Annotated in this window: 22 protein-coding genes and 1 tRNA gene; 11 read left to right on the top strand and 12 right to left on the bottom strand. The window is 46.1% G+C overall.

Features of this window, described 5'->3' with window-relative positions:
- Window positions 1-72: 72 nt before the first annotated feature.
- Together BMW79_RS00355 and BMW79_RS00350 are read left to right on the top strand one after the other, a co-directional pair.
- Window positions 73-1296, top strand: a complete 1224-nt coding sequence (locus BMW79_RS00355) for an ROK family transcriptional regulator (RefSeq protein WP_089889030.1) — start codon at window positions 73-75, stop codon at window positions 1294-1296.
- A 58-nt stretch (window positions 1297-1354) separates the two neighbouring features.
- Window positions 1355-1768 carry a VOC family protein gene (locus tag BMW79_RS00350; RefSeq protein ID WP_089889027.1) on the top strand — a complete coding sequence of 138 codons (414 nt, stop codon included), beginning with the start codon at window positions 1355-1357 and terminating at the stop codon, window positions 1766-1768.
- A 45-nt stretch (window positions 1769-1813) separates the two neighbouring features.
- Here BMW79_RS00350 and BMW79_RS00345 read toward each other — a convergent pair whose 3' ends face one another.
- The gene (locus BMW79_RS00345) at window positions 1814-4102 is read right to left on the bottom strand and encodes a tetratricopeptide repeat protein (RefSeq protein WP_089889024.1); all 2289 of its coding nucleotides are present in this window, start codon (window positions 4100-4102) and stop codon (window positions 1814-1816) included.
- Window positions 4103-4232: 130 nt separating this feature from the next.
- Here BMW79_RS00345 and BMW79_RS00340 point away from each other — a divergent pair, with 130 nt between their 5' ends.
- On the top strand, window positions 4233-5621 hold the full coding sequence (locus BMW79_RS00340) for a S41 family peptidase (protein WP_089889021.1): 1389 nt from the start codon (window positions 4233-4235) through the stop codon (window positions 5619-5621).
- A 149-nt stretch (window positions 5622-5770) separates the two neighbouring features.
- Here the strand turns inward: BMW79_RS00340 and BMW79_RS00335 are convergent, their stop codons facing one another.
- Window positions 5771-6193, bottom strand: coding sequence for a response regulator (locus BMW79_RS00335; protein ID WP_245752338.1), 423 nt, complete (start codon window positions 6191-6193; stop codon window positions 5771-5773).
- A 136-nt stretch (window positions 6194-6329) separates the two neighbouring features.
- On the opposite strand from BMW79_RS00335, the gene BMW79_RS00330 reads away from it, so the two are divergent.
- From BMW79_RS00330 to BMW79_RS00310, 5 genes are all read left to right on the top strand, one after another.
- Entirely contained in the window at window positions 6330-10337 is a 4008-nt protein-coding gene (locus BMW79_RS00330) for a response regulator (RefSeq protein ID WP_089889015.1), read from the top strand.
- 3 nt (window positions 10338-10340) lie between these two features.
- Complete coding sequence (locus BMW79_RS00325; RefSeq protein WP_089889011.1) at window positions 10341-10715, top strand: response regulator; 375 nt, start codon at window positions 10341-10343, stop codon at window positions 10713-10715.
- Window positions 10716-10718: 3 nt separating this feature from the next.
- Window positions 10719-11546, top strand: coding sequence for a CheR family methyltransferase (locus BMW79_RS00320; protein ID WP_089889008.1), 828 nt, complete (start codon window positions 10719-10721; stop codon window positions 11544-11546).
- A 2-nt stretch (window positions 11547-11548) separates the two neighbouring features.
- On the top strand, window positions 11549-12136 hold the full coding sequence (locus BMW79_RS00315) for a chemotaxis protein CheB (RefSeq protein ID WP_245752337.1): 588 nt from the start codon (window positions 11549-11551) through the stop codon (window positions 12134-12136).
- Between the two features lie 79 nt (window positions 12137-12215).
- On the top strand, window positions 12216-13472 hold the full coding sequence (locus tag BMW79_RS00310; protein WP_089889005.1) for a hybrid sensor histidine kinase/response regulator: 1257 nt from the start codon (window positions 12216-12218) through the stop codon (window positions 13470-13472).
- A gap of 44 nt (window positions 13473-13516) precedes the next feature.
- On the opposite strand, the gene BMW79_RS00305 is transcribed toward BMW79_RS00310, so the two are convergent.
- The 6 genes from BMW79_RS00305 to BMW79_RS00280 all read right to left on the bottom strand — a co-directional run bounded on the left by BMW79_RS00305 (window position 13517) and on the right by BMW79_RS00280 (window position 19231).
- Window positions 13517-13592, bottom strand: a tRNA-Ala gene (locus BMW79_RS00305).
- Between the two features lie 66 nt (window positions 13593-13658).
- Window positions 13659-14078 carry a response regulator gene (locus tag BMW79_RS00300; protein ID WP_177191997.1) on the bottom strand — a complete coding sequence of 140 codons (420 nt, stop codon included), beginning with the start codon at window positions 14076-14078 and terminating at the stop codon, window positions 13659-13661.
- Window positions 14062-15159 carry a sensor histidine kinase gene (locus tag BMW79_RS00295; protein ID WP_089889000.1) on the bottom strand — a complete coding sequence of 366 codons (1098 nt, stop codon included), beginning with the start codon at window positions 15157-15159 and terminating at the stop codon, window positions 14062-14064. Before BMW79_RS00295 ends, BMW79_RS00300 begins: the two co-directional genes overlap by 17 nt.
- Before the next feature lie 19 nt (window positions 15160-15178).
- Window positions 15179-17329, bottom strand: a complete 2151-nt coding sequence (locus BMW79_RS34315; protein WP_089888997.1) for a sensor histidine kinase — start codon at window positions 17327-17329, stop codon at window positions 15179-15181.
- Between the two features lie 67 nt (window positions 17330-17396).
- Window positions 17397-18047: a hypothetical protein gene (locus tag BMW79_RS00285; protein WP_245752336.1), complete on the bottom strand. Its 651-nt coding sequence runs from the start codon at window positions 18045-18047 to the stop codon at window positions 17397-17399.
- Between the two features lie 86 nt (window positions 18048-18133).
- Window positions 18134-19231 carry a ThiF family adenylyltransferase gene (locus tag BMW79_RS00280; RefSeq protein ID WP_089888991.1) on the bottom strand — a complete coding sequence of 366 codons (1098 nt, stop codon included), beginning with the start codon at window positions 19229-19231 and terminating at the stop codon, window positions 18134-18136.
- A gap of 450 nt (window positions 19232-19681) precedes the next feature.
- Between BMW79_RS00280 and BMW79_RS00275 the strand changes: the two genes are divergently transcribed.
- On the top strand, window positions 19682-20410 hold the full coding sequence (locus BMW79_RS00275; RefSeq protein ID WP_089888988.1) for a superoxide dismutase: 729 nt from the start codon (window positions 19682-19684) through the stop codon (window positions 20408-20410).
- 75 nt (window positions 20411-20485) lie between these two features.
- Here BMW79_RS00275 and BMW79_RS00270 read toward each other — a convergent pair whose 3' ends face one another.
- From BMW79_RS00270 to BMW79_RS00260, 3 genes are all read right to left on the bottom strand, one after another.
- Entirely contained in the window at window positions 20486-22108 is a 1623-nt protein-coding gene (locus tag BMW79_RS00270; RefSeq protein ID WP_089888986.1) for an ArnT family glycosyltransferase, read from the bottom strand.
- Window positions 22109-22181: 73 nt separating this feature from the next.
- Window positions 22182-22859 carry a phosphatase PAP2 family protein gene (locus tag BMW79_RS00265; protein WP_089888983.1) on the bottom strand — a complete coding sequence of 226 codons (678 nt, stop codon included), beginning with the start codon at window positions 22857-22859 and terminating at the stop codon, window positions 22182-22184.
- Between the two features lie 29 nt (window positions 22860-22888).
- Entirely contained in the window at window positions 22889-24334 is a 1446-nt protein-coding gene (locus tag BMW79_RS00260; protein ID WP_089888980.1) for an LptF/LptG family permease, read from the bottom strand.
- A gap of 131 nt (window positions 24335-24465) precedes the next feature.
- Here BMW79_RS00260 and BMW79_RS00255 point away from each other — a divergent pair, with 131 nt between their 5' ends.
- A complete protein-coding gene (locus BMW79_RS00255; RefSeq protein ID WP_089888978.1) occupies window positions 24466-25080 on the top strand; it encodes a hypothetical protein in 615 nt (204 codons plus the stop codon).
- Here BMW79_RS00255 and BMW79_RS00250 read toward each other — a convergent pair.
- Window positions 25077-25457, bottom strand: coding sequence for an START-like domain-containing protein (locus BMW79_RS00250; RefSeq protein WP_089888975.1), 381 nt, complete (start codon window positions 25455-25457; stop codon window positions 25077-25079). The genes BMW79_RS00255 and BMW79_RS00250 overlap by 4 nt on opposite strands.
- 363 nt (window positions 25458-25820) lie before the next feature.
- Here BMW79_RS00250 and BMW79_RS00245 point away from each other — a divergent pair, with 363 nt between their 5' ends.
- Window positions 25821-26687, top strand: coding sequence for a sigma-70 family RNA polymerase sigma factor (locus BMW79_RS00245; protein ID WP_079473598.1), 867 nt, complete (start codon window positions 25821-25823; stop codon window positions 26685-26687).
- Window positions 26688-26822: the final 135 nt, after the last annotated feature.

Raw genomic sequence — 26822 nt, 5'->3', positions numbered from 1 at the left:
CCCTATTTTTTAAAAAATCAGAATTAAGCTGTTAAATTGGAGAGCAATTATTGTAAAAGTCTATCTGATGCTATGGCTAAAACCTTTTTTGAAGAACTAAACAGTGCAAATGCTACCGGTGTAGCCTATAAGAATATCAACCTGAAAAAGGCTGCCCTGGCCTATTTTGCCAATTCCGGCAATGCCACGATCGCCGATCTGTGCAAAGAACTCAACCTGAGCACGCCCAAGGTCACCAACCTGGTCAATGACCTCATCGCCGACGGACTGGTCATGGACTACGGCAAAATTGAATCGACCGGCGGCCGTAAACCAAACCTGTACGGACTCGTACCGGATTCTGCCTTCTTTATAGGCGTGGACGTGAAACAGGACCACCTCAATCTCGGCCTGTCCGACCTCCATAAAAACCTGGTCACCACTGTAGAAGGACTGCCCTATGAACTCGATAACACCAAAGCTTCACTGGAACAGCTCTGCCTGCTGATCAACAATTTTATCGACGGCCTCACCGTGCCCAAAGAAAAGATCCTGGGTATCGGTATCAATATACAGGGACGTATCAACTATGCCACCGGCTACAATTACAGCCTGTTCTATTTTGATGATGAACCACTCAGCAAAGTGATTGCCGCCAAAGTAGGCATCCGCGTATTCCTGGAAAATGACTCACGAGCCATGGCCTACGGCGAATTCTGCTCCGACCTGGTTAACGGGGAACGCAATGTACTTTTCCTGAACCTCGACTATGGTATCGGGATGGGCGTACTGATCAATGGGGAACTGTACTACGGTAAATCCGGCTACAGTGGCGAAGTGGGGCATATTCCCATGTTCGATAATGAAATCATCTGCCATTGCGGCAAAAAAGGATGCCTGGAAACCGAAGCCTCCGGCTGGGCACTGGTGAATATGTTCCGGCATAAACTGGCTGCCGGCTCATCTTCCATGCTGACCCGCAATTTCCAGTCTCCGGAAGACATTCATCTCCACGATATTATTGAAGCTGCCAACAACGACGATATGCTGGCCATAGAACTGATCGCGAAAGTGGGGGAGAACCTGGGGCGCGGCGTAGCCCTGCTCATGAATATCTTCAACCCAGAACTGGTCATCCTCGGAGGCGCCCTCGCTGCCACACAGGATCATATCCGGCTGCCCATCAAAAGCGCCATGAAGAAATATTCCCTGAGTCTGGTCAGCAATGATTCCAAACTGAAAATGTCCCAGCTCGGCGAAAGGGCCGGTATCATCGGCGCCTGTCTGCTGGTAAGAAATAAGGTGTTGATAAGTTAGTTTGGGTTAACTTTATTGTCTACCTGAATTCCAATTTCACACCCAAAAATTGATTGTTATGTCTACCAGCCTGACATCTTATCTGACTTTTGGTACCAATTGCCGCGAAGCCATGAATTTCTACAAAGAAATCCTGGGTGGCGATCTGCAGTTAATGACCATGGGAGATTCACCCATGAAAGACCTGCCCCCACAGGCAAAAGATCTTATCATGCACGCTTACCTGCAAGCCCCCGGCTTTGCACTGATGGCGTCTGACGGCATGAACGGAGAACCGCCTAAAACCGGTGATAACGTATCATTGGCGCTGGGTACGGAATCTGTTGAAGAATCAGAACGATTGTTTAATGGATTATCTGCCGGAGGCAAAATTACCATGCCCCTCGAAGAAACATTCTGGGCACACCGCTTTGGAATGCTGGTGGATAAATACGGCATCAACTGGATGGTGAGTTTCAACAAACCCATGTAAGGGATAAAAACGTCTTACACAGACCAGCTGCGTAAGACGTTTTTTTTATTTTTTCTTCCGGAAAAAGGAAAACAATCCACCTCCCCGCAACTGGTTTTTCTTCTCTGCCGCAGGCCGGAATTCCGGATCATTCGCTACTATCTGGTCTATTATTTTCTTACAGGTCGCAATATCTTCTTTCGCTTCATAGGCCAATGCCATGATATAACGGATCGAAGAAGCTTCTGTATCCCAGGCCCAGTTGTTACTGGCGTAGATGTTCAGGCACTGTGCCGCGTAAGCAAGACATTCCTCATATTCCTTTTCACCCAGATAAGCCTCCGCTAAAAAAGCGTATACCCCAAACCGGTAGTTAGGCGCATTGTCTGCTGCATCGCCGGAAGACATGATCTGCAGCGTATACAACAGGTCTGCAATAGCTGCCTTATAGCGGGCTAGCTTCAGATTTGCTTTCCCACGGAAGTAGTAAATTTTCATTTGTGAAATCACCGGCAGCTTCGTAATTCCGCCGATAGAAATACGGTTATTGATAGCGCCGATACAGTGATCATACTGACCGTTGTCGAAGTACAGGTACATCAGGTTGAAGTACGCATCACTATCATCCGGTTTTTCCACCAGGTGGTTTTCCAGCGCCAGGATGCGCTCTGACAGGTCGTTAGCGCTATCAGTCCGGATAAAGGCGCGACCAGTTTTAATACGGTCAATGTTATACGTAATGGTATCGCGGTCGTATTCTTCCAGCTCCTGCATGTCGCGGGCAATAAAGCTGTCGTATTCTTCCAGTATTGTTTCGTAGAGACGCAGCGCTTCGGCATGTTTCTCCAATGTACACAGATCGTCGATCATGCGCTCATGAATGGATACATAGTACATCAGCGGCAATACCTCCATAAAATTAGCGAGGATCATCTGGCGGTCGGCCACTGCTTCCGCCAGTTTGCCCATGCTGTGATACGCATCTGCTCTGGATTCCAGCTGTTCCCAGAAGGGCGACATGTTGTAACCGATAGTGTGCACATTCGCAGCTTCCGCAAAGAAGCCTCCTTCATACAACGCAATGCCATAGTTGTTGCAGCACATCGCAAAATGATGCGGGTGGCCGGCATAGGAATCGCCGGTATTATCATACCAGTAAGCATGATAAATATCAAAGGCTTTTTTATAGAGAAATCTTTTCAACGCCACAGATGCCTGCTTTACCGCAGGATCTTTTTCCAGCTGAATAATTTCGCTGAAAATAACGCCGGCGGCGTACCAGTCGTACGGAATGGGATGCGACAGCTCCGGCCAGCTTTCAGGGAATTGCCCCGTGACTTTATAAGTTGTAAAGTACCATCTTACCATGCTGAAGGGATAAGCATGGATAGCGAGTGATTTTTCATACCAGGGCAATGCTTCCTGGTAGCTACCGATATTGAAGAAAGCAGTGGCGGTATAATGATAGAAATAAGCTTCTTCCGGGTATTGGGCAATGAAGCGTTTGCCGGTGGAAATCTGTTCCAGCGTGCCTTCATCATCATCATCGCCATAAAACTCCTGCCAGCATTCGGTGGTGCCTTTACAGAAAGCACTTGCCAGCGCTGCATTACGCACGCCATCGGTCAGCAGTTGTTGCACGTGCCGCAGCAGGCGGAGTATATCTTCCTTGGTATTTTCTCCTGCACTGATCATCACCTGCAGCATGGCGGCGGCAAAGTCGTAATCGGCCATGTCGAGTGCAAACCAGGTAGTAGATAGCAGCCGGTTGTTAAACACGGTGCAGTCGAAGGCCAGTTTGTAATATTCCAGGGCAGCGGGCCTGTTTTCGGTATGATAGTATACATCGCCGATGCGGGTATAGCATTGAAACCGGGCTACGTTGAGCTGTGGGAGATCGTCGGCGTACAGCGACTCATACACCTGCAGGTTGCGGTGCATATCGGCCAGGGCCTTGTCTGTTTCGTTTTTCAGCACCCACACCTGGAAACGGTAGAGCAATGCCTTGGTTGTTAGCTCTTCATCTCCGCCGGCGATCAACAGATCGCAATCACTGATGGTTTCATCTCCTTTTTCGGGCAGCACGTTGGCGCCCATATAGGCGCGGTGTACACGGGCCTGCACATGTGCCGGATCTATGAGCAGCACCTGGCTGAAGGCCTCATAGGCCGAATGATACATGGCGGTAGCCAGGTCCCTGTTGTCGGTGGCCTTGGCATTTTCCAACTGGGATAAGCCCAGCAGTTGCCAGCCCCGGGCGGCTCCCGGGTGATCCTGTAAGTATATTTCCAGTTGTGTGATAGCTTCGGTATATGCCTGTTCGTTATACAGCCTTTCCAGTTCGTCTAAATGCATATGCGCTTTATTAGGACGTGTAATTTATTAATAATGGGGCACGATGATAAATAAATTCTGATAGTTTCCTTCCGAATATATATATTTAAAGACCATTTATTATCAGCCAGAAACATCCAAATCCTTTGCCATGAAAGCAATAGCAGTATTGTTATTACTCGTGAGTAACACGGTTGTATATGCACAGGAATGTGATTGCAGGAAGAAATTTGACAGCGTATCCGTTTACCTCAGGAAGAATTATGTAGGTTTTATCGACAAAGTAACACCGGTTACTCAGCAGGCCTATACAGGCATGCTTTCCAAAATGCGGCTGCAAGCCGCCACTATCAAGGGGGCTACGCATTGCCTGTTGCTGGTCGACAGGTACCTGCACTTCTTCCGCGACGAGCATCTTACTCTCCAGACCGGTTATGTTCCGGTAAAAGAAAATCTGTCCCTTACACCTGCCCAGCTGGAGCTGCTGGAAAAGCAGCCACAGAGCGGAATCGCAGGGGTGTACCAGTCAGCCGGCTACAAAGTAGCCGTGGTAAAGAATTTAAAAGGACTGCGCACTTATGCCGCAGTGATCCTGGAATCGCCCGTGCCGACCTGGAAGCCCGGTGATGTACTCTTTGAGCTGGCCGCCAATGGCCCGGACAAATTCGATCTGATCGATTATGCAGATCAGCGGGTACGTTTTGATACCCTCACCATCGGAAAGCAACGGGATGGACTGGCTGCCCTGGGCTGGCAAAAGCCCGGTGGTATTGTGTCTGCAAAGCAGTCGGGAGAAATGCCCGCCTTCGCTGATGAAGCCGGTGCGCCTTTCTTCTTCCGGCAGATCAACGACAGCACCGGTTACCTGCGTTTATCCAGCTTCGACGCTGCAACATATCCGCAGGCAGATTCCGTCATGAATACCCATGATGACTTTTTGCGCAGATCGCCCAACCTGGTGATAGATGTGCGTAACAGTGGTGCGGGCACTGATAAGCTGATCGAACGCCTGCGACCTATGCTGTATACCCAGCCGGTAAGGATTACCGGCGCCGATTTCTTTGCTACGCCGGATAATATTGCCGCCTGGGGGCATGTGCTGGATGAGCAGACAGGAAAATTACCTGATGAGTACGTGGAGCAGATCCGTGCATTGATTCACCAGGGTGATGGTTTGCAAGGCCGCCTGGTGAGTATGGGACCTGATGAAAACATGATCCTGCCTTCTCCGTTGCCGGCGCCCGCCAAAGTGGTGGTGCTGATGAACGGACAATGTAATAATACCACAGAGCAATTCCTGCTGGAAGCTGCACAAAGTCAGAAAGTAAAATTAATGGGTACCCCTACCAGCGGTGCATTGGATTATGCGAATGTAAGCGAGGTGCATTTCAGTGCGCCGGATTTCACTATCCATTATCCTGTTACGCGCTCCCGCCGGGTAGCAATGGGACAAGGTATTGATAATAAAGGCGTTCAGCCTGTAGTAAAGTTGAATTTTCATTCCGCCGGCTGGCTGGAAGAAGTGATGAAGCAATTTTAATGCAGAAGTCTTTAAGATCTGATTAACACTTGGGATTATTTTAGCCCTCACCTTTATAATACAAAGCATATGCTCACGCATATATGAGGGTTTAAAAATAGTAACAATGGTAGAAAAGCTGCCTCACAATTCTTTGTGAGGCTATTTTATTAGAATAACTTTTGTTGCAGCAGATCCGTCAGGATATGCGTCAGTTCATGAAGACTGTTAGGCTTTGTCAGAAAGTAAGAGGCGCCCAGCTCCCGGGTCTCTTTTTTATCCGATTCATGCGAAGAGGTAGAATAAATCACCACTGGTATATGTTTCAGCCGGTCCTGCTGCTGTATTTCAGCAAGGAATTGCTTGCCGTCTACCCGTGGCATATTCAGGTCAAGGAAGATGAGATCAGGTACCAGGTCATTGTTCAGCTTTATCAGGGCATCTTCCCCGTTTATAGCTTCATGGTAAATAATATCCGGTGCCAATTCTTTTAATACTTCACCAAATATCATTCTATCATCTATATCATCATCAATTAAAAGTACTGAGGTATATTTACAGCTATCAGACATATCATTTTTGAATAGGGACAAATCTATGATTTTGTTGTTATTTTATTATCATTATAATTCGGTTTAATGGTACTGTTTGGAACGAAATGTGCTAAAACCCGGTGTGAACCGAGGTTTTGAGGAGAGTACCCCTTAAAAATTAAACAAGCTCAGGCAAATGAAGAGATTCTTTATGCGGCTTCCTTTACCCAGGAAGCTGATGTTAATCGCAGTAATACCGCTGGCATGCCTTGTATATTTTGGTATCGCTGTATTTAATAAACAGAGTGCAGATATAGACACCATCGATAACCTGGTACAGAAAATCACCACTGCTACTACCATCATGAAGGTGGCGGATGAAATTCATATGGAGCGCAGAAATAGCGTGAATTATGTGTTGCAGACCGGAAGCCTGAACGACCTGCTCACGCAGAGAGCCAAAACAGACCTGGCCATCGACGCCGTGAAAAGCAGGCTGCTGGCCAGTGATAGCCGTTTCTTCCAATATTCGCTGCTCAATACCCTTCCCCGCAAAAGAAAGGATATTGACAATAAGAGCATGCCGCAGCGGGAAGTGCTGGACTATTATTCCAACCTGATCTTCCGCCTGAACGATCTGGCCAATACCAATACGCCCGATATCCCTGTACTGAAAGGCCTTCAGCAGGATATGAACGCACAATACCTGATGGCGCAGATGGCCGCCTACCAGGGAATGATCCGCATGGATATTTACTATTTCATGCTGAAAAAGGAAGTATGGCCGGAAGATTTTGCCCGCATTGAAAACAATGCAGACATGCTGGCCTCCCTGCGTGCAGAGCTGATTGATAAAGCTTCTCCTGCCGTAGCCAAAGACTTTCAGCGGATGGAAACCTCCAATGAAATGACCATCACCAATGATTTTATCCGCAGCACCATTGCTGCCCGGAAAATTGATACCCTGTTTAATGCCGATTCCTGGTGGGCCAACTCTTCGCTCGCCGTAGATCAGCTGAAACAGCTGCAACGTTCGGTCATGGATAAGATTGGTCGCGACGCCAAAGCCATCTCCAAAAAGGAAAATGATCTCAAAACACGCTACCTCATGGCCCTCGTAGGCATCGTGATACTGGTAGTTGTATTTGTTTCCTTTACTATCAAAGGGATTGCTGACAGCCTCGAAATGTTGCGGGCAGCCGCTATTAACATCGCCAAAGGAGTACCGGGCAGCGCTCCGGAAATACGAACGAAAGATGCCATCGGCAGTTTGGCCCGCTCTTTCAACGCCATCGATCAAACCAGCCAGGCGCTGGCAGTTGCGGCAGACAGCATCGGGAAAGGAGATTTTAATATTGATGTTAAACCCCGTAGTGAAGGAGATCTTCTTGGCCATGCTGTTGTTCAGATGGCCGCAGACCTGAAATCATTCCGTTATCACAACGACCAGAAAATATGGATACAGACCGGCCTTAACCGCGTGGCAGAAACCCTGCTGGGCGAAAAGGATATGAAAGTCCTGAGCAATGACGCCCTGACAGATATGGTACAATATACCGGTGCACAAACCGGCGTACTGTATATCAGGTATTCCGGGGAATTGCATCTCACTGCAGGATACGCCCTGTCGCCAACACATCCCGCACCGGAAGTAATACAGGTGGGACAAACATTACTTGGCCAAAGTGTATTGCAGCGGGAACCAATGTACCTGAAAGAAGCACCGGATAACTTCCTGCATATCGCCGGTGGCGCCGCTTCTGCACAACCTGGTTATGTATTGATCATTCCATTGATTCATGCCAGTGTTACAGAAGGTGTTATTGAAATAGGTTCGCTGTTCCCGTTTCCGGAAAATGTAATTGACTTCGCCAAACAGGCGTCCGTTAATATTGCGATTGCCCTGCAAAGTACCCGCAGCCGTACCCGTCTCCAGGAACTGCTGGAAGAAACACAGGCCCAGGCAGAAGAACTGCAAACCCAGCATAGTGAACTGGAAAGCCTGAATGTAGAACTGGAAGCGCAAACACAGAAACTCCAGGTATCGGAAGAAGAACTGAAAGTACAACAGGAAGAGCTGATGCAATCCAACGCAGAACTGGAAGAAAGAAGCCGCCTGCTGGAAGAGAAAAACCAGATTATCGTAGAACGTAACCTTGATATACATAAGAAGGCCGAAGAACTGGCCCTCAGCACCCGTTATAAATCGGAGTTTCTGGCGAATATGTCGCATGAGCTGCGTACGCCGCTCAATTCAATTCTCTTGTTATCAAGATTACTGTCTGAAAACCACGACAGCAACCTCAATGGCGACCAGATAGAATATGCGCAGGTGATCAACAGCTCTGGTAAAGGATTGCTGACTTTAATAGACGAAATACTGGATCTCTCGAAAATAGAATCCGGTAAAATGGAATTGGAGTACAGCCAGATATCCGTAGGTGATATCTGTTCAAATATGCAGGCATTATTCGAGCCTATTGCCCGTGAAAAAGGATTGCAACTGGAAATACACACCGCCGCCGGTGTACCCGATAGCATTGAAACAGACCAGGTAAGACTGGAGCAGATCATCAAGAATCTTTTGTCCAATGCGCTGAAATTCACGGCCCGTGGGTCTGTAAGTCTGAACGTGTTACCTGGTGAAGTACCGCAGACCATCCGTTTTGCTGTAAAAGATACCGGTATTGGTATTGCCGAAGAAAAGCAGCAGGTGATCTTTGAGGCCTTCCAGCAGGCAGATGGTTCTACCCGGAGGAAATATGGCGGCACCGGCCTTGGACTGTCTATCAGCCGGGAACTGGCTAAGTTGCTCGGCGGCCAGATCAGTGTAAGCAGCACCAGCAATGAAGGAAGTGAGTTTGTCATTACCATTCCGGTGATCAGAAAAGCAGCCACTAACCAGCCATTGGATATTCCTTCACCCGTCGTGGAAGAAGCAGTAGCCGTACCTGGAATGACCCGCTTCCTGTCGCCCACTATTCCTGAAGATATTTACGACGACCGTGGATTGATTGAAAACGGAGACCCCGTGATTCTCATCGTGGAAGATGACACCCATTTTGCCAAAGCACTGCTGGATTTCACCCATTCACGGGGCTACAAAGGTATTGTATCGGTGCGTGGTGATGAAGCCGCAGAACTGGCGCGCATCTACAAGCCTATCGGTATTTTGCTGGATATACAACTACCGGTTAAAGACGGCTGGCAGGTGATGGAAGAACTGAAAAGCGATCCACATACAAGGCCGATACCGGTGCATATCATGTCTTCCATGGAAGCCAGGAAGGAGAGTTTGCTCAAAGGCGCGGTCGACTTTATCAGCAAACCGGTAGATATGCAAAGTATGCAACTGATCTTTGAAAAGATGGAGTTTGTATTGCAGCGGTCTACCAAGAAAGTATTGATCCTCGAAGAAAATGCCAAGCATGCAAAAGCGCTGGCTTACTTCCTCAGCAACTACCAGGTGAGTTCGGAAATCAGTAATTCCGTGGAAGATGGCATCTCCCTGCTACAGCAGAATGATGTAGACTGTGTGATCCTCGACATGGGTATTCCCGATCAGCGGGCTTACGAAGCACTGGAAATGGTAAAGGAAATAAAGGGACTGGAAAATCTACCCATTATCATCTTTACCGGTAAGAGTTTATCGAAAGCAGAAGAGCAGCGCATCCGCCAGTATGCGGATTCCATTGTAGTGAAAACGGCGCATTCCTATCAGCGGATGCTGGATGAAGTGTCCCTCTTCCTGCACCTGGTATCAGAAAATGCACCCACCGCCGCCGGAGGAAATGGTAAGATGGGTGTGCTGAATGAAGTGCTGAAAGATAAAACAGTATTGATTGCTGACGATGATGTACGCAACATCTTCTCGCTAACCAAAGCACTGGAGAAACACCAGATGAAAGTGCTGTCTGCCATAGATGGTAAAGAGGCGCTGCAACAATTGAAAGATCACCCGGTAGACGTGGTGTTAATGGATATGATGATGCCGGAAATGGATGGATATGATGCTATTGCCGCTATCCGCAAACAGCCCGGCCTAAAAGGATTGCCGGTGATTGCTGTCACTGCCAAAGCTATGATGGGCGACCGCGAGAAATGCTTACAGGCAGGCGCTTCTGATTATATTTCCAAACCGGTGGACGTAGATCAGTTATTATCCCTATTACGGGTATGGTTATACGATAAAGCCATGAAATAATTTATGGAACACAAACAGGTATTAATAGTAGATGACGATGCCCGCAATATTTTTGCACTGAAGGCCGTATTGAAATCCAGGAGCATTCCCAGTATATCGGTTGGAACGGGTGCAGAGGCATTACAGATATTATCCGGCAACCATGGTGTTGGCGCAGTACTGATGGATATCATGATGCCGGATATGGATGGTTATGAAACCATTGCCGCTATCCGCGCAATGCCCGCCAACAGCCAGCTGCCGCTGATTGCTGTAACGGCAAAAGCGATGGTAGGAGACCGGGAAAAGTGCCTGGAAGCAGGTGCGGACAATTATATTTCAAAACCCATTGATGTAGATGAATTACTGGTGCAGCTACAACAATATTTATCAAGATAGCAAGTGAGCAGGAATCCGATAAGTGAACAGGAAGTATCCTTGTTGCTGAATGATGTACTGGAAAGATATGGATATGACTTTACGGAGTATGCCCCCGCCTCCATTAACCGGCGGGTCAACCACCTGTATCATGCCGACCGCTTTCCCAGTTTTGCCGAATACCGTTACCGGATTATTTCTGATCCGGCGTATGCGTTGCGGTTTGTAGAGGAGATTACGGTGAACGTGACAGAGATGTTCCGCGACCCGTCGTTTTACCAGGCCTTGCGTACAGAAGTATTGCCGGTACTGGCTACCTATCCGTTTATCCGGATATGGCACGCCGGCTGTTCTACCGGGGAAGAGGTGTATTCTTTTGCTATCCTGCTGAAGGAAGCGAAGCTGTTGCATAAAGCAGTGATTTATGCCACCGATATCAATGCCGGTGTACTGGAAAAAGGCCGCAAGGGAATGTTCCGGTTGTCGCAGATGCAGCAGTATTCCCGCAACTATATGGAGTCTGGCGGCCGTGAAGATTTTTCGGCTTACTATACTGCCAATTATGAATATGCCAAGTTCCGGGAAGACCTGGGGGAGAAGATCATTTTTTCTCCGCATAATCTGGTCACAGATGGTTCGTTCAATGAGTTTCAACTGATCATCTGCCGGAATGTATTGATCTATTTTAACAAAACACTCCAGGACCGTGTGCTGACGCTGTTCAGCGACAGCCTGGAACAGTTGGGCTTTCTCGCATTGGGGAGTAAAGAAACCCTTAACTTCACCAGTGTTACCAGGAAATTCAAACAACTGGAAAACAGGGAGAAGATCTGGCGGAAGGTGCAACTGTAATAATGAAACAAGCCCTTATGACAACAGCGCCTTATTTGATAGTAATTGGCGGTTCAGCCGGTGGCCTGCAGCCTATACTTACCTTGTTGCCAGGACTTACTGCTTCGATCCAGGCAGCCATCCTGATTGTTTTGCACCGGCAAAGCCACTATGAATCTGTGCTCACGGAATTATTATCTGCCAGATCCGTGTTGCCGGTAAAAGAGGCTGCAGAGAAAGAGCCATTGCTGCCGGGAACCGTTTACATTGCACCGGCAGATTACCATCTGCTGATTGAAGCCGATCATACCTTCGCACTGGACGATTCAGAGAAAGTAAATTTCAGCCGCCCGAGTATAGATGTCACCTTTACATCGGCCGCCATGGCGTATGGCAGCAATATGACCGCCTTACTGCTTTCCGGCGCCAATACAGATGGCAGCGAAGGACTGATGGATGTACACGAGGCGGGTGGTACTACGGCAGTGCAGGATCCTGCCACCGCAGATGTGGACTACATGCCCAGGCAGGCCATTCAACTTGCACCGATAGACATCATACTTCAGCCACAGGAGATGGCCGCTTTTATTAACGGAATGGCCGGGGTATGATTATTGATCCATTATTCTTTAAAGAAAGGAACCAGGCATATAAAACCCTGTACCTGCCTGTTTTCACAAGCATGATGTTATGATCTTAATTGTAGATGATAAACCGGAGAACATACTATCTATCAGGAAAACCCTGGAACTGTACCAGTTCGAAGTAGATACGGCCCTCTCCGGGGAAGAAGCGCTCAAAAAAATACTGAAGCATAGCTACACCCTTATTATACTGGATGTACAGATGCCCAGCATGGATGGTTTCGAGGTGGCGGAAGCGCTTTCCGGCTACAGTAAAGCGAAAGACATACCTATTATCTTTCTGTCGGCCGTTAATAAAGACAAAAGATTTATTGTAAAAGGATACGATTCGGGTGGGATTGATTATATCACCAAGCCTGTAGATCCTGATATCCTGCTGATGAAGGTGAAGACCTTTTCCCGTCTTTACCAGCAGTCGCTGGAACTGAAGCAGATGCACCAGTCGCTCAAGGAAGAAGTAGAAGTACGAAAGCTGGCGCAGGAAGCTCTGATAGCCCATCAGCAGCAGGTGAATGAAATGCTGGAGCAGAAAGTGCGGGAGAGAACGGAAGAACTGAGGGAAATCAATAAGTCGCTGGAAGCCAGTAACCATGACCTGCAGCAGTTTGCCTCGGTGGCATCTCATGACCTGAAGGAACCCTTGCGGAAAATTCAGCTTTTCGGAGCTATTTTAAGAGATAAGTTTCTGCACATGGACCCTAACGCGCTGTCTTATATGGAGCGTATTGTAGGGTCGTCAGAACGCATGGCAAGGCTCATCAACGACCTGTTGAACTACTCCCGGCTGTCGGTGGCAAGCATATACGAAATAACGGACTTCAATAAAATTATCCAGGATATCCTGATCGATCTTGAACTGATGATTTCAGAACGCGATGCGATGATAAGTGTGGAAAAAATGCCTCACATTGAAGCGGTTCCGGGGCAGATCCGCCAGGTTTTTCAAAATATCATCAGCAACGCCCTGAAGTTTTCCAGGAAAGATGTATCACCTGAATTGCATATAACTGCAGAAACGGTAACAGACCTAAACCCCGACAGCGCGGCTTTTACCGGCGGGCAATATTGCCGGGTAACTATCCGCGACAATGGCATCGGGTTTAACGAAAAATATCTCTCTAAAATATTCACCATTTTCCAGCGCCTCCACACTTCCGAATTATATGAGGGAACAGGTATCGGCCTGGCTATCGCCAAAAAGGTGATCGATAAACATGGTGGTATTATTACTGCCCGGAGTAAAGAAGGAGAGGGGTCTTCGTTTATTATTATACTTCCCCTGACGCAGGCAAAAAGTAACTGAAAATAAAAAAGGCTGTAAATCTTATGATTTACAGCCTTTTTTGTTGGTGGAGGATAGCGGGCTCGAACCGCTCACCTCAAACATGCCATGCTTGCGCTCTACCAGATGAGCTAATCCCCCTTATGTGTTTTGTTATTCCCCTTTCGGGAGTGCAAAAATATATTTTTTCCTGTAAACACCAACATTTTATAGAAAATCTTTGAAAATTCCTTCTACGGTTTCCTTCAGATCCTTTAGGAGTAAGGGTTTACGGAGCAATTTAATTACCATGGGATTGGCATTTGTACGGGTAATATCTCCATAATCAAGAGAGGAAGATACCATTACAATATGACACTGGGACTTTATTTTATGAGGGTAGGAGTCAAACGCCTGCAGGAATTCAAAGCCATCCATCTCCGGCATCTGTATATCCAGGAGGATCATGGTAGGCGGAATTTTGGGTAAGGTGATATTGGAAGACAGGAATTCCAGTGCCTTGTTGGCATTTACAAACGATATGACGGTTCTGCTGATTTGTTGAAATCCGATCAACTTTTCATGCAGCAACAAATCAATCTCATTGTCATCAATCAATATGACACGCAGGTCAGGTATCGAATTCATTTCTGTTAGGGATGGTAATTTCAAATTGTGTGCCTTCGCCATATTTAGACTCTACGTTAATGGTGCCACCTATTTTACTAAGTGCTTCCTTAACAATATATAAGCCAATACCACTGCCCGGTTTATTATTATTTTTGGATCGGAAGAACATCTTGAAAATATTGTTCAGATGTTCACTTAAAATTCCAATCCCGTTATCACGTATACAGATGGTGGCTTTGTGAGGCTCCACTTTCACCGCCAGGTTGACCATCGGGTTTGTTTCCTCCGGCTTCTGGTATTTAACAGCATTTGAAATAAGATTGTTTAAAATGACACTGATCCGGAAGGTGTCTCCCCGGAAGTCTACCGCCTGTTCTACCTGGGTCTGAAAACGGATCTGCGTATTCTGTGGCTTGAAAGCAGTGATACAATCATTCAACAGCGTATTGAAATCAATCTTTTCATATTCTACTTCCAGTCGGGAGTTGCGGTAATATTCGATGATCTTCTGAATAAAGTCATCCAGCTTTAACACGCAGGTTTCCACCATATTCACATAGCCGTTGGGGTCAGTCACAGAATTATCGAGCCGCGACAAATTGATAATACCCAGTACAGACATCAGTGGCGAACGGAGATCATGGGACGTGGAGTAGATAAACCGGTTGAGTTCATCATTTGTTTTCTCCAGTTCCTCTATCTTTTCCCGGAGTTGTTTCCGGGTACGGTATATTTCGTAAGCGTTGTTGATCGTCTTATGCAACTCGTGTTCATCCCAGGGCTTCTTGATATAGGAATAGATGTGTCCCTTGTTGATGGCATCTATAATATCTTCCACATCGGTGTAGCCGGTCAGCAGAATGCGCATGGGATCAGGCAGGGTATCCTTGATTTCGTTGAAGAATTCCACACCGGTTGATACAGGCATTTTCTGATCAGCGATGATAATCTGCACGGAGATCTCCTTCAGCAGCAGTTTACCTTCCTGCGCAGATGTTGCCGTGTAAATTTCATAACTCCTGCGGAAGCTCGCTTTAAAAGCGTTCAGGTTATGAATTTCATCATCTATGTACAGTATTCTTATGCGGTTCTCTTTCATTAAAAGACCTTAATGGTAATTACGATAAGTGAGTTGTTATATCGAGAGGTAAATATATAATAAATTCTGCTCCTTCTCCCGGCGCAGAGTTGACGATGATTTTACCCTTGTGCTTTTCAATAATACTGAATACGATAGACAATCCCAGCCCGGTTCCTTCTCCTACATCCTTGGTGGTGAAGAACGGATCAAAGATCTTTTCCCGTACTGCTTCCGACATGCCGATACCTGTATCCTTGATAGTTATAACAATGAAACTGCCTTCCTGTTTAGTTTGAATAGAGATGAATTCATTGCCATGCTCTTTTTTAGTTTTAATAGCATTCAGTGCATTGGAGAAGATGTTCATGAATACCTGGTTTATTTTACCGGCATAGCATTCGATCTTCGGCAAACTCGCATACTCCTTAATGATGTTCACATAAGGAGGAATACCATTACGGAGCAGTACCAGCGTGGAATCCAGTCCTTCGTGGATATCGATGGATTTTACTTCACTCTCATCCAGACGGCTGAATGTGCGTAACCCTTTTACGATTTCGGCTGTGCGTGCAGCGCCGTCTTCTATTCCCTTAATAAGTGAGGAAATTTCTTCGTGAATATAATCTATATCAATTTCCCGTTTAAACAGTTCGATGTCGGCCAGTGCTTTAGGCACATCTGTACTGCCGCGCAAATCATCATACCGGTTCAGCAATTCTTTCAGATCCGCAATATCCAGTTTTAATGGTTTGATATTGGATGTGACGAAGTTGATCGGATTGTTGATTTCATGGGCAATACCGGCGGTCAGCTGACCGAGCGATGCCATTTTCTCTTTTTCCACCAGCCTTGTCTGTGTATCTTTCAGGTTATTCAACGCATTGTTCAGTTCCAGGTTAGTGGCCTGCAGGTCTTCTGTTCTGTCTTTTACTTTACTTTCCAGTATGATGTTTTGTTCTCTTACCAGTCTTTCATTTTCCTGGGAGATGGCCAGTGCCATTTGCTGCGAGGCTTCTTTCTCAGCTTTGAACACATTGATCTTATGCGCCAGTGCAAAGGAGAGAAGCAGTACTTCCACCGCAGAGCCGATCTGCAGCGCGTAGTAGGTGAAGTTGTTATATGGCAGCATATTGAAATTGCGTAACACAAATACAAAGATGCTGATCAGGAAAATAGACCATGCCAGGAGGAAGAATCGCGCCGCATTCACGCCTTTCAGACTGATACGGTAAGCCACTATAAATGCCATTACCGCCGCCAGGAAAGCATCCAGTTGTACGAGTATCTGGGCATAGTTATACTCATTCAGGAATGTCGGGATAAAGCAAAGCAGGTAAAGCCCCAGTACTACATTCAGCAACTTATGTCCCAGCGGGTAATTGATCTTGGTAGACAGGAATTGCTGTATAAAGACGACTGCCGTGAGACCATTGAACACCGGCACAAGTACGGTGGCATGCATGGCCAGCCAGGGACTGTTCGGATACAGGAACCGGAAGGAATAACCTTGCAGTGTTACCTGTGTGAGGCCCACACAAATGATATAGCTTACGTAAATCAGGTAGCTGTTGTCGCGGGTTGAGATATAAATAAACAGGTTATAAAACGCCATGGCGAGAATAACGCCCACGTATATACCAAAAATGAGTTCCCGTTTGTTATTCTTCTCAAAAATAGTTTCGGGTGTACCGAGGTATACCGGCAGCTGTAGCTGTTCTCCGGCTTTTACTTTGAGATAGAACTGCCTTGTTTCTTCCGGAGCTATCTGGATAGGAAACTGGTAATTCTGATGATCATAGCCCCGGTTTTTATAGGCGGTAAACTCTCCGAGCCGTGTTTGTTTGACAGTGCCATCCGGCAATAACTCGTAGAGGGTAATATCGTCGATGATAGGATATTCTACTTCCAGCAGCAGTTTGGTTGCTTTAGATTCGTTCCGGATAGAAAACCTGGCCCATTGTGTATAAGGTGTGATCTGGAGATTGGGCACATCCTGTCCGGAAGGCTTAAAGGCTTGCTGTGGTGCAGCCGCTATGGTCAGCGTATCGGCCTTGTCTGTATAGAGTTCCAGGTGATTACCTATCTGTAAAAGCGACCGGCTGTTTTTATAAACAACAGGTTGTGCTGTTACATGAAACAGGAATAGTAAGGTAAAGATTGACCATAAACCAACAATCTTGGACAACATCACGAAATAGATTAGTTATGAGGCTTGAATTTATATGTTTTTTTATAATTCCGGCCCGGTTTGTTGTTTACGGGGTAGAATGCGCATGAGTAGGGATCCGGAGGCTATAATTGACCTCATAGGAACCCTTTGGCCCTACTTCGATTTTAGACTGCATAGGATTTTCCCTGAGGTCTGAAATGAGTAGTTTTTCTTTTGGATCTGCGTGTGGAAGACTGAAGGGATCATTGATCACCATGGCCGTAGCCAGGAAGTCGTCTTTCGGATAAAAGAAGGTACCATTATTTCCCAGGGATTCATCAATGACAAAACCCACACGTTTGCCAACACGTGTAGTAATAGGTGCGCACAATACATGGTAGGTATCTATCGGTAACTGGGCGCCGAGTACAACGCCCACTCTGGCCAGTACCTGGCTACCAATGCCCATTCCCGCTACTTCTTTTGAATTCCACATTCCACAGATCTCTGCACTTCCTTTTTTAACGTATGAGTATATTTTTGGATCGTATTTGCCTATCGCCGTTTCAATGGGCAGTGGTAACACGCCGTCAGCAATCTGTACGCGTGCTCCACCATATGTTTTGGTACGGGTTTCGTCCTCAACAATGATCACTATCGTGTTTTCGTGTTGCATCCAGTCAGCGCTGCCGGATGTTACCTGGGCAATACCAAAATAAATTTCCAGCAACTTGAGGTGACCGGTGTAAAATCTCATGCAAGCCTCAGGATCATCCGGAGCCCTAAATACCCTTACATTAATCATGACATTGCGGAATAGCGCTTATACAAGGCATAAGTATGTTAAACAATCAACTGCTCAAAATCTATGTAATACCTGCCTGAACTTTTTAACTGATCCAGGGCTATACGACGACATGTATCGGCTACCAGTGCTCCTCCCAGTACCACTGAAGAGGCCAGCTGCGGCCATGTGGTAATGGTTTTGCCAATTTCTCCCAGCGAATATTTCATCCGGGCAGAGGCATTTTCCAATGCCAGCATCGGGCTGAAGATAGGTAGTTTTTCCGCATCTGTCAGGCCCTTTAATGTGTCAGTATTCACTTCCGGGATCAAACCGTGCATAAGCGGCCTGTCCGGTTCCAGATCAAAACGCTCAATATCAATCATTCCCCTGTCGTTCATTTCCATGACTACAGGGATTTTCAATGCTTTTGCCTTTATTCTGCTTAATATTTTTATATCTACACCATCGCATTCTTCCACAAAAATATCGAGTACGCCGTCTTCCGTGAAGAAGCTATCCATATTTGCCTCCGTCATACCATCACCGTAGATCTTTACCTTGATAAAAGGATCCAGTTCCGCTATTTCCCTGGCAGCTATCACCACTTTGGGTACCTGTATATTATGAACGCCACAACGGATCCGGTTCATGTTGGTCAGCTCCAGTTTGTCGAAGTCGGCCAGCCGGAGCTCCCCGCAGATACGCTCCATCACCAGGGTTAATGCGATCGATTGCCCAACGGATAAGCCAACAATACCAATTTTCTTTTTGGATAATACTGCAATTTCCGCTGCAGTGATTTTATGCTGGTTACGACTGGTGCGCAACTCTATAAAATCTGCCTCATCTACCAGGTGTACCAGCCGGTCGTTCCAGGGATAGTATACCCAAACACCAAATTTTTCCATGGAAACATCCCCAAGATACGCCTGCACTTTTTCATCGTATTCGGCCACAGTCAATCGTTTGGTAGGATTCCTGATTTTCATCAGCTCCCTCAACTGGGAATCTATGTTATCGTTGATACGGATATGCGGATGGGTTTCCAGAAGGGTTTCAAAGGTCTGAAGGTCGTGTGCATTCTTCAAATCATAAAAAACAGGCTTATAGTCGTTACTTTCATCCTGTTGTTTCCTGAGGTAATCTTGTATCATGTTTCCTGCTTTATCGAGGTTGGGCCGGGATTGCTTGCACTGGTTTACGCTGTATTATCGTTGTGTAAAGCAATTCCAGTTGCTCTTAAGTATTTGCTATAAAATAATTAAATGTAACCGGTTATTATGTTGGCGTATTGGCGGGTTAATGAACAGGCTTATTTTCGTCTACCTGCCGGGCCCGGGATAAATATGTCTGGCAATCATACAATTAACTACAATGAAACCACGTAATCAAGATATGAATGTAAGGTAAAATAGTAATTTAATATGAAAACAAAGTAAAAGTTTCCCTTTATTTTGATATTAAATTCCTGTTTTTATACTTTTACCTTAGTTTTAATATTACTTTTCATCTCTTCCCACCAGTGAGATTTGGTTTAATATTTGTGGCTTTCGCCGCCTGACTCGATCTTTATTATACAATAATATATATTAAATTTAATAAATATGGATAAGAGAGAATTTCTCAAGCTTACCAGTCTTGCCGGCGCCGCCATTCTGAGCGGGCCATTGAGCAGCCTGGCCACCGCTAATGTATCCGGACAGCCCGCTTTTACTGATCCTAAAGCCCCTTTTGTATTACCTGCGCTGCCTTACGCATACGATGCCCTGGAACCTCATATCGATAAACTCACCATGGAAATTCACCATGATAAACATCATGCGGCCTATGTGAAAAATCTGAATGATAACCTGGGGGGTACTGCATTTGCTACGCTGTCACTGGAGGAGATCCTCAAGAAAGTGACTGATAAAGACAAAGCTATCCGCAACAACGGCGGCGGACATTACAATCACTCCCTCTTCTGGACCTTGTTGTCTCCCACGAAGAAAACACCTTCCGATAAACTGAAATCTGCCATTACCAGCAACTTCGGAAGCTGGGAAGCTTTCCAGACAAAATTCAACGATGCCGCTAAAACCGTTTTCGGATCCGGCTGGGCATGGCTTATCGTTACTCCCGACAAGAAACTGGCGGTGATCAATACCCCTAACCAGGACAATCCGCTGATGCATAACATCGTGAAAGATAAAGGCACACCCATCCTGGCACTCGATGTATGGGAACACGCTTACTATCTGAAACACCAGAACAAACGTCCGGAATATATCGACGCTTTCTGGAATGCAGTAAACTGGGATGAAGTAGAGAAGAGATACAAGGCTGCCGTTTAGTTTTTTAAATAGCTATATATGCAAAAAGCCCTTCCAGACCGGAAGGGCTTTTTGCATATATAGCTATACTATAGATTACTTTCTTTTCAGGAACACAAATCCATTCTTTTCACCAATCACTTCCAGGTTTGGATGATGCCGGTATGGCTCACTATCCGTAATGCGGCAAATAAAGTAAGCTGGTTTATCAATCTGCCCGTTCAGGAGCCAGTCTTCATTATAGTAGTTCTTATTCGAATGCGGCTGCTCCCTGGAATAGTAATGCTGTGCATAACTGTGATACCCCAACGCTTTTACATACACATCCTTGCCCTGCAGTGAAATGAAGTAGTCGATCGCCGCACGCTGTGAATAAGCTTCTATCTTAGGTACAAAATGCACTACGGTTACCTGGATCACTAATATAGAGCTGATAAAAAGACAAAGCAAACCCTTGCTGATCTGCTTACGCATCAGCAGCACTGCACTGACAATCACCAGGATAATATACCCGGCGCCATAAGCCGCTTCCGCCACAGACCAGGGCACTTCCGCCTGTAAATTGGCTACGGCAAACTTATCCCCGATGTACGGAATCAGCATATCCTTGTACACACCTACCAGCGGTAACACCGCAATAGCGAGTCCGAGTACAATACCAATAAAAAGGATCAGGGCGATATTCCAGCCCCGTAGTTGTTGCTTACCCTCCGATAATTTATACACCTGCCAGGCAGCCAGGAAAGACAGCGGGAAATAGCAAAGGGAAGAATAGTGAACGATCTTTGTTTTCACAATAGAGAACAGGATCAGTACCACCCAGAACAATACCCACATCCAGATTTTAAAATCCTTCAATTCAGTAGCAGCAGGTGTGGTGTAGATCGTTTTCTTCCTGCCCTGTAAATAGGTGAAGAGGAAAGTACTGGCCGGAAAACACCCGATCAGCAGTACAATCCAGTGATAGAAGAACGGACCACCATGACCGGCATCTTCGGTGGTAAGCAGGCGGATCTGGTAGGCTACAAACTCATTTACAAACCACCAGCCATGTGTCAGTATTTCGTATCCGAACCACAACAAGGTGGTGATACAGGCAAACAGGGCAATTAACCCGAGGTGCGCAAAGCCGATACTGATCTTGCCTTTGTTCCAGATCCAGTATACCAGCAGGGTGAGTAAAGCCACCAGGATGGCAACGGGTCCTTTTGTTAACACGGCCAATCCGAGGAACAATCCACTGAATATAGCCATACGCAACGTTTTCGGGTTATAGCCGATACGGTACGCAAAATAAATAGCCAGGAAAATAAAAAGGTTAAATGTAGGATCTATGATCCCCGACTTGAAATAGAAGTGTGGCAACCAGGAGCCGGCATACACCAGTGCCCACCAGTAACCAAATTTCTCGTCTACGGTCTTTTTGCCGATAGCAAATAAGCTGACCAATGTGGCAATACCTATGATGGCATTCGGGAACCTTGCAGCGAAGTCGTTTACACCGAAAAGATACATACTGCCTACCTGCATCCAGATAAATAAGGGTGGTTTTTCCCAGAAAGGCCGGAAGTCGATCTGCACCTGGCTGTAGTTGTGGCTTACTATCATCTCACGGGCTGCTTCGGCAAAATTGATCTCGTCCCAGTCAAATAAATGTACAGCACCCAGAAAAGGTATGAATAGTAAAGCGGCCACCAGGGCAATCAATAGGTATTTCATTGACAGTATTTAAAAAAATTCAATTACGAACGGGATGTTGGGACCGTCCGTAATTGTTCGTAATGATGCGTTGCTATGTAGTTGTTGTATTAGTCTGTAATAGTGCTTCTGAACATACTTCCGGAGATGACGTGGTATCCCGGAATTTAAAAAATCCATATACGATAATAGTGCTTAATGTGCCTACTATACTACCCACATATACATCTGCAAAGAAATGTTGTGCGAGGTAAATACGGGAGTAGCCCGCACAAAGCGCCATAGCTATTAACAATATTCCCAGCTTTTTATTGCGTATGATCAGCGCCAGAAAACTAAACATACCAAAAGCGGCTGCTGAGTGACCGGAAGGGAAGCTGCAGCTGCTGTGCACATTTACCCAACGCACGGTATGCACCAGTGTGGCCGTTTCGTCGCCAAAATAGCTGATCGGCCTTGGCGCATTAAAATAATGTTTGGCTACCTGTACAATGATGGTTACCAGCAGGAGCACTGCCAGCCCGATAAAGAATAGCCGGAACCGCTGTGTTACCAGCATCAGGAACAGCACTATTCCAAACATAATCCCATCACCGAGGTACGTAAGCCCTGTTACAATAACATCACCCCATTCGGAATGTTCTCCGTTAATACTGAGAAACAAGTCCCGTTGGCTGTAGGTGGCCAGCATTACTCCCCCCACCACTAGCCATAGCAGGAAGGGCAGAAAGAACATAGCGTTCTGTCTGAACAGTGTAAACAGCGTTTTCAAGTCTGTAGGTTTTAAATTGTAGGTTGTTTTTAAATCTCCTTAAGAACTTCTTTCTTTCTAAATCTTTGTAAGAACTTTTTTACATTCTGAATAACGCGAAAATAATATTCTTTATTAAAAAGCTGTGAATCATTCATAGCCTTAACAATAAGGAAACCTGCAATGGGAAGCAGGACTATATTCGATAGCCACATCCCCGACCAGGTGAACATGACGCCACTCCTGGCCATCTTTTCGCCTATCATGAAAAATACGTTAAAAATCACAAAAAAGATCACCGCAAACACCAGTGGTGTGCCCAATCCTCCTTTCCGGATAATGGATCCCAGCGGGGCGCCGATCAGGAACATCACAATACAGGCCGCCGCCAGTGTGAATTTACGTTGCCACTCCACTTTGTGCATCAGGATCAGGCTGTGCTTATCCTCATACTCCTGGGTTGGCTGTTCCAGGGAACTCTGTGTTTCACGTACATTTTGTTCCGCCCTATCCAGCACGCTCCGGCGATTTTTCTCCGGAATGCTTTCTTCAAAACTCTTTACTTTCAGCGGAGGAGCACTGGTTGCCCAGGCGGTATCCTTCCATTTGAAGAATGGGTAGCGAACGGTGACGTACGAATTTACGGTTTTACTGAATTGATTCTCTGCTTTTTGCATAGAATCTATCGCCATATCCAGTTGCCTTACGTTCAGCATTTGCTGGTTAGACGCGAAAAGATCCATGTTCAGGCGGCTGAAAGCGAAAGAACTCAAATCAAATGCTTTGCTGTATTTTTTGAAACCCAGTCTTATCATGTCACCGGGAACAGTATATCCGCGATTATTTCTTTCTTCATAGCGCCAGCCGTTGTCCAGGATAAAATAGAGGAAACGTTTGTTGGCGGTAAGCACCATCTGGCCTTTTTCGGCTAGGATGATCCGGTCGCCGCCGCCACTCTGATGATCAAAGATCATCACCTGGTGAATGGTCTGGTTGTCTTTATCTTTCTGCGCTACCTTGATGGTATAGCCGGGAATATCTTTATAAAATACCCCTGCCTTGATGTTAAAGGCGGGTTTCGAGTTGGTAATATCGTAGAGGAGCGACTTGGCCTGAAGATTGGCTACAGGAATCACATAGTTGGCAAACAGAAAGGCAAGCACCCCGATAATCGTGCATACGAACAGCAGCGGGCGGATAAAACGCAACAGGGAAATACCGGAAGATTTCAGGGCCACTAATTCAAAGCTTTCTCCCAGGTTCCCGAAGGTCATGATAGAAGAGAGCAATACCGCGAGTGGAAGGGCCAGGGTTACCAGGGTAGCGCTGGTATAGGCGATGAGCTGAATAATCACACCGGTGTCCAGTCCTTTACCTACCAGGTCATCCACATACTTCCAGAGGAATTGCATCACCAGCACAAACAGGGTAACGAAGAACGTGGCGATGAAGGGACCCAGAAAGGTTTTTATAATAAGTTTGTCGAGTTTTTTCACTGATAATGCGGTATTAAAAAAATGGAATCCCGATCTTCGTATGCTACTGGTCAGGGTACTCCTAAACGGTAAAGTTAGCACGAATTCACAAAGGAGTGTTAAGGAGAACCTGAAAATACCGTTAAAATTATATGGAAAGTTTTGAATTAACGCCGGAAGAAGCGTCTATCATAGGCAGCACGCATTTTATTCGCCTGAAAAACAGCGCAATAGAGAAGGTAATGGCGTTGATGGGCAGGTTACAGGAGGCACTGGCGGCGTACGACCGTAACAGTAGTTTCCCCTTTAAGCAGGAATGGTTGATGCAGGGAGGGAAAATATCAAAAGGGGAGCAGTATAAGGGATTGCCCTGGGTGATGCTGGACTATCCACGTTATTTCAGTAAATCAGATGTATTTGCCTTCCGGACGATGTTCTGGTGGGGGCATTACTTCAGCGCTACCCTGCATTTAGCAGGCAACGTAAAGCGTTATTACAGCACGGAGCTGGAAAATAGTTACACAAAATTGGCGGCGGCCGGATTTCAGGTGTACATTCAGGAGAATCCCTGGGAACATGACTTCGAAAATGGGAATTATTGCTTCATAAACACCTTCAGTTTAGATGAGTGGAAGACGCTGGTTAGCCGGAACGATTTCATTAAAGTGGCTAAACCTTTCGTGATCGGTCATTGGGGCGAAATAATCACTGATGTAGTGGAGGCCTATGCTACGCTACTCAATATGCTTGACAATAAAGGGGCTTAGCTGCCGATGCGGTGGAAGAGATCTTTCACCTGGTATTCCCATAGCTGACTTTGGTCCTTCACTTCTTTCTTCTCTGCGAAATCTTTTACTATCAGGATAGTTTCATTCGTTACTTCAGAAATTTGTATGCGGAACTCAAAATATTCCTCTTTGGGAGCATGCGTCCAGTGCAGCCGGATGTACTCGTCTTCCTCCTGTTCCAGCACCTCAGCTTCTTCAGCTGTGCCGTTCCACGAAAAGGAAAAAACATTATCTCTGAAATCAACCCTATCGGCAAACCACTCCTGTAAACCAGCAGGGGTCGATAAGAATTCATACAGGATACCGGGTGAGCACCTTACCGGAAATTCTAACTCATAAAGCACTTTCTTAGACATCTCTCAAATAATTAGTAAATCAATATCATCCAGTTGCAATTATAGAAAATATTTTACTCTGTCAAAATAATTTACGGTTTTTTTTTATAGAATACACAAAAACTTTACACACCTAAGTAAATCTATATATATTACATTTATAATAAATATTAAAATTAAACATATGGGAGGGCTTCCTGCTTCGCCTTTATAGTGGCGAATTTCCGCGACAATTGCAAGCCCTTAATGATCAATCGATTTTATTTGGAAATGATTTAAAAACAATAGATTTTTTTTGGTGGCTATCTAAAAAAAGTTATTTTTGTCAGGCATTCATCAAATCTTAACTTTTTATTAACCTGTAACTGTTCCGACTCTATGTCAATGCGCCAACTTAAAATCACTAAATCCATTACCAACAGGGAGTCACAATCCCTGGAGAAGTATCTGCAGGAGATTGGGAAAGTGGATTTAATTACGCCGGAAGAAGAGGTAAACCTGGCTATCCGGATCAAGCAGGGCGATCAGAGAGCGTTGGAGAAGCTTACCAAAGCAAACCTCCGCTTTGTGGTATCCGTTGCGAAACAGTACCAGAACCAGGGCCTGTCACTCAGTGACCTGATCAACGAGGGGAACCTCGGGTTAATTAAAGCTGCTCAACGTTTTGATGAAACGCGCGGTTTTAAATTCATTTCCTATGCCGTATGGTGGATCCGTCAATCGATCCTTCAGGCGCTGGCCGAACAATCCAGGATTGTCCGCCTCCCGCTGAACAAAGTAGGCCTCAGCAACAAAATCAGCAAGGCATACTCCCAGCTCGAACAGGAATATGAAAGAGAACCATCTCCCGACGAACTGGCTACCATCCTCGAAATCAACACGGAAGAAGTAGAAGCCACCCTTGGCGTTGCTGCCCGTCACGTTTCCATGGACGCACCGTTTATCGATGGAGAAGACAACTCCCTGCTGGACGTGCTCGAAAATCCAAATGCCGTTAGCGCAGACGAAGAACTGGATCATCACGATTCTCTCCGCCGCGAAATCGAGCGCTCCCTCTCTACTTTAACAGATCGTCAGAAAGATGTGATTATGCTGTACTTCGGCATCGCCGTTGAACATCCCATGTCACTCGAAGATATCGGCGAAAAATTTGGCCTGACCCGCGAACGCGTCCGTCAGATCAAAGACAAAGCCATTACCAAACTCAGAACTACCTCCAGGAGCAAATTACTGCGTAATTACCTCGGATAGTGGATATTGCCTGGCTCAGCAGTTATCTGAGCATATAGATTCCACGATAAGGTTTTTTAGGTTTTGTAAGATTTTATAAAGATTAGCGAAGACCGCTGCGACAACACCAGCGCCGTCTTCGCTAATCTTTTTTAT

It is taken from the genome of Chitinophaga arvensicola (genome assembly GCF_900110835.1).
GTDB lineage: Bacteria > Bacteroidota > Bacteroidia > Chitinophagales > Chitinophagaceae > Chitinophaga > Chitinophaga arvensicola.
This window is presented reverse-complemented; position numbering and strand designations above follow the sequence as displayed.

Bases quoted from the DNA above. Each gene is read 5' to 3' on its own strand.
- BMW79_RS00340 (WP_089889021.1), top strand. From the start codon at position 4,233: ATGAAAGCAATAGCAGTATTGTTATTACTCGTGAGTAACACGGTTGTA.
- BMW79_RS00295 (WP_089889000.1), bottom strand. From the start codon at position 15,159: ATGAAAGAGAACCGCATAAGAATACTGTACATAGATGATGAAATTCAT.
- BMW79_RS00310 (WP_089889005.1), top strand. From the start codon at position 12,216: ATGATCTTAATTGTAGATGATAAACCGGAGAACATACTATCTATCAGG.
- BMW79_RS00285 (WP_245752336.1), bottom strand. From the start codon at position 18,047: ATGAGATTTTACACCGGTCACCTCAAGTTGCTGGAAATTTATTTTGGT.
- BMW79_RS00345 (WP_089889024.1), bottom strand. From the start codon at position 4,102: ATGCATTTAGACGAACTGGAAAGGCTGTATAACGAACAGGCATATACC.
- BMW79_RS00325 (WP_089889011.1), top strand. From the start codon at position 10,341: ATGGAACACAAACAGGTATTAATAGTAGATGACGATGCCCGCAATATT.
- BMW79_RS34315 (WP_089888997.1), bottom strand. From the start codon at position 17,329: ATGTTGTCCAAGATTGTTGGTTTATGGTCAATCTTTACCTTACTATTC.
- BMW79_RS00300 (WP_177191997.1), bottom strand. From the start codon at position 14,078: ATGAATTCGATACCTGACCTGCGTGTCATATTGATTGATGACAATGAG.
- BMW79_RS00330 (WP_089889015.1), top strand. From the start codon at position 6,330: ATGAAGAGATTCTTTATGCGGCTTCCTTTACCCAGGAAGCTGATGTTA.
- BMW79_RS00280 (WP_089888991.1), bottom strand. From the start codon at position 19,231: ATGATACAAGATTACCTCAGGAAACAACAGGATGAAAGTAACGACTAT.
- BMW79_RS00255 (WP_089888978.1), top strand. From the start codon at position 24,466: ATGGAAAGTTTTGAATTAACGCCGGAAGAAGCGTCTATCATAGGCAGC.
- BMW79_RS00355 (WP_089889030.1), top strand. From the start codon at position 73: ATGGCTAAAACCTTTTTTGAAGAACTAAACAGTGCAAATGCTACCGGT.
- BMW79_RS00275 (WP_089888988.1), top strand. From the start codon at position 19,682: ATGGATAAGAGAGAATTTCTCAAGCTTACCAGTCTTGCCGGCGCCGCC.
- BMW79_RS00350 (WP_089889027.1), top strand. From the start codon at position 1,355: ATGTCTACCAGCCTGACATCTTATCTGACTTTTGGTACCAATTGCCGC.
- BMW79_RS00270 (WP_089888986.1), bottom strand. From the start codon at position 22,108: ATGAAATACCTATTGATTGCCCTGGTGGCCGCTTTACTATTCATACCT.
- BMW79_RS00250 (WP_089888975.1), bottom strand. From the start codon at position 25,457: ATGTCTAAGAAAGTGCTTTATGAGTTAGAATTTCCGGTAAGGTGCTCA.
- BMW79_RS00245 (WP_079473598.1), top strand. From the start codon at position 25,821: ATGCGCCAACTTAAAATCACTAAATCCATTACCAACAGGGAGTCACAA.
- BMW79_RS00315 (WP_245752337.1), top strand. From the start codon at position 11,549: ATGAAACAAGCCCTTATGACAACAGCGCCTTATTTGATAGTAATTGGC.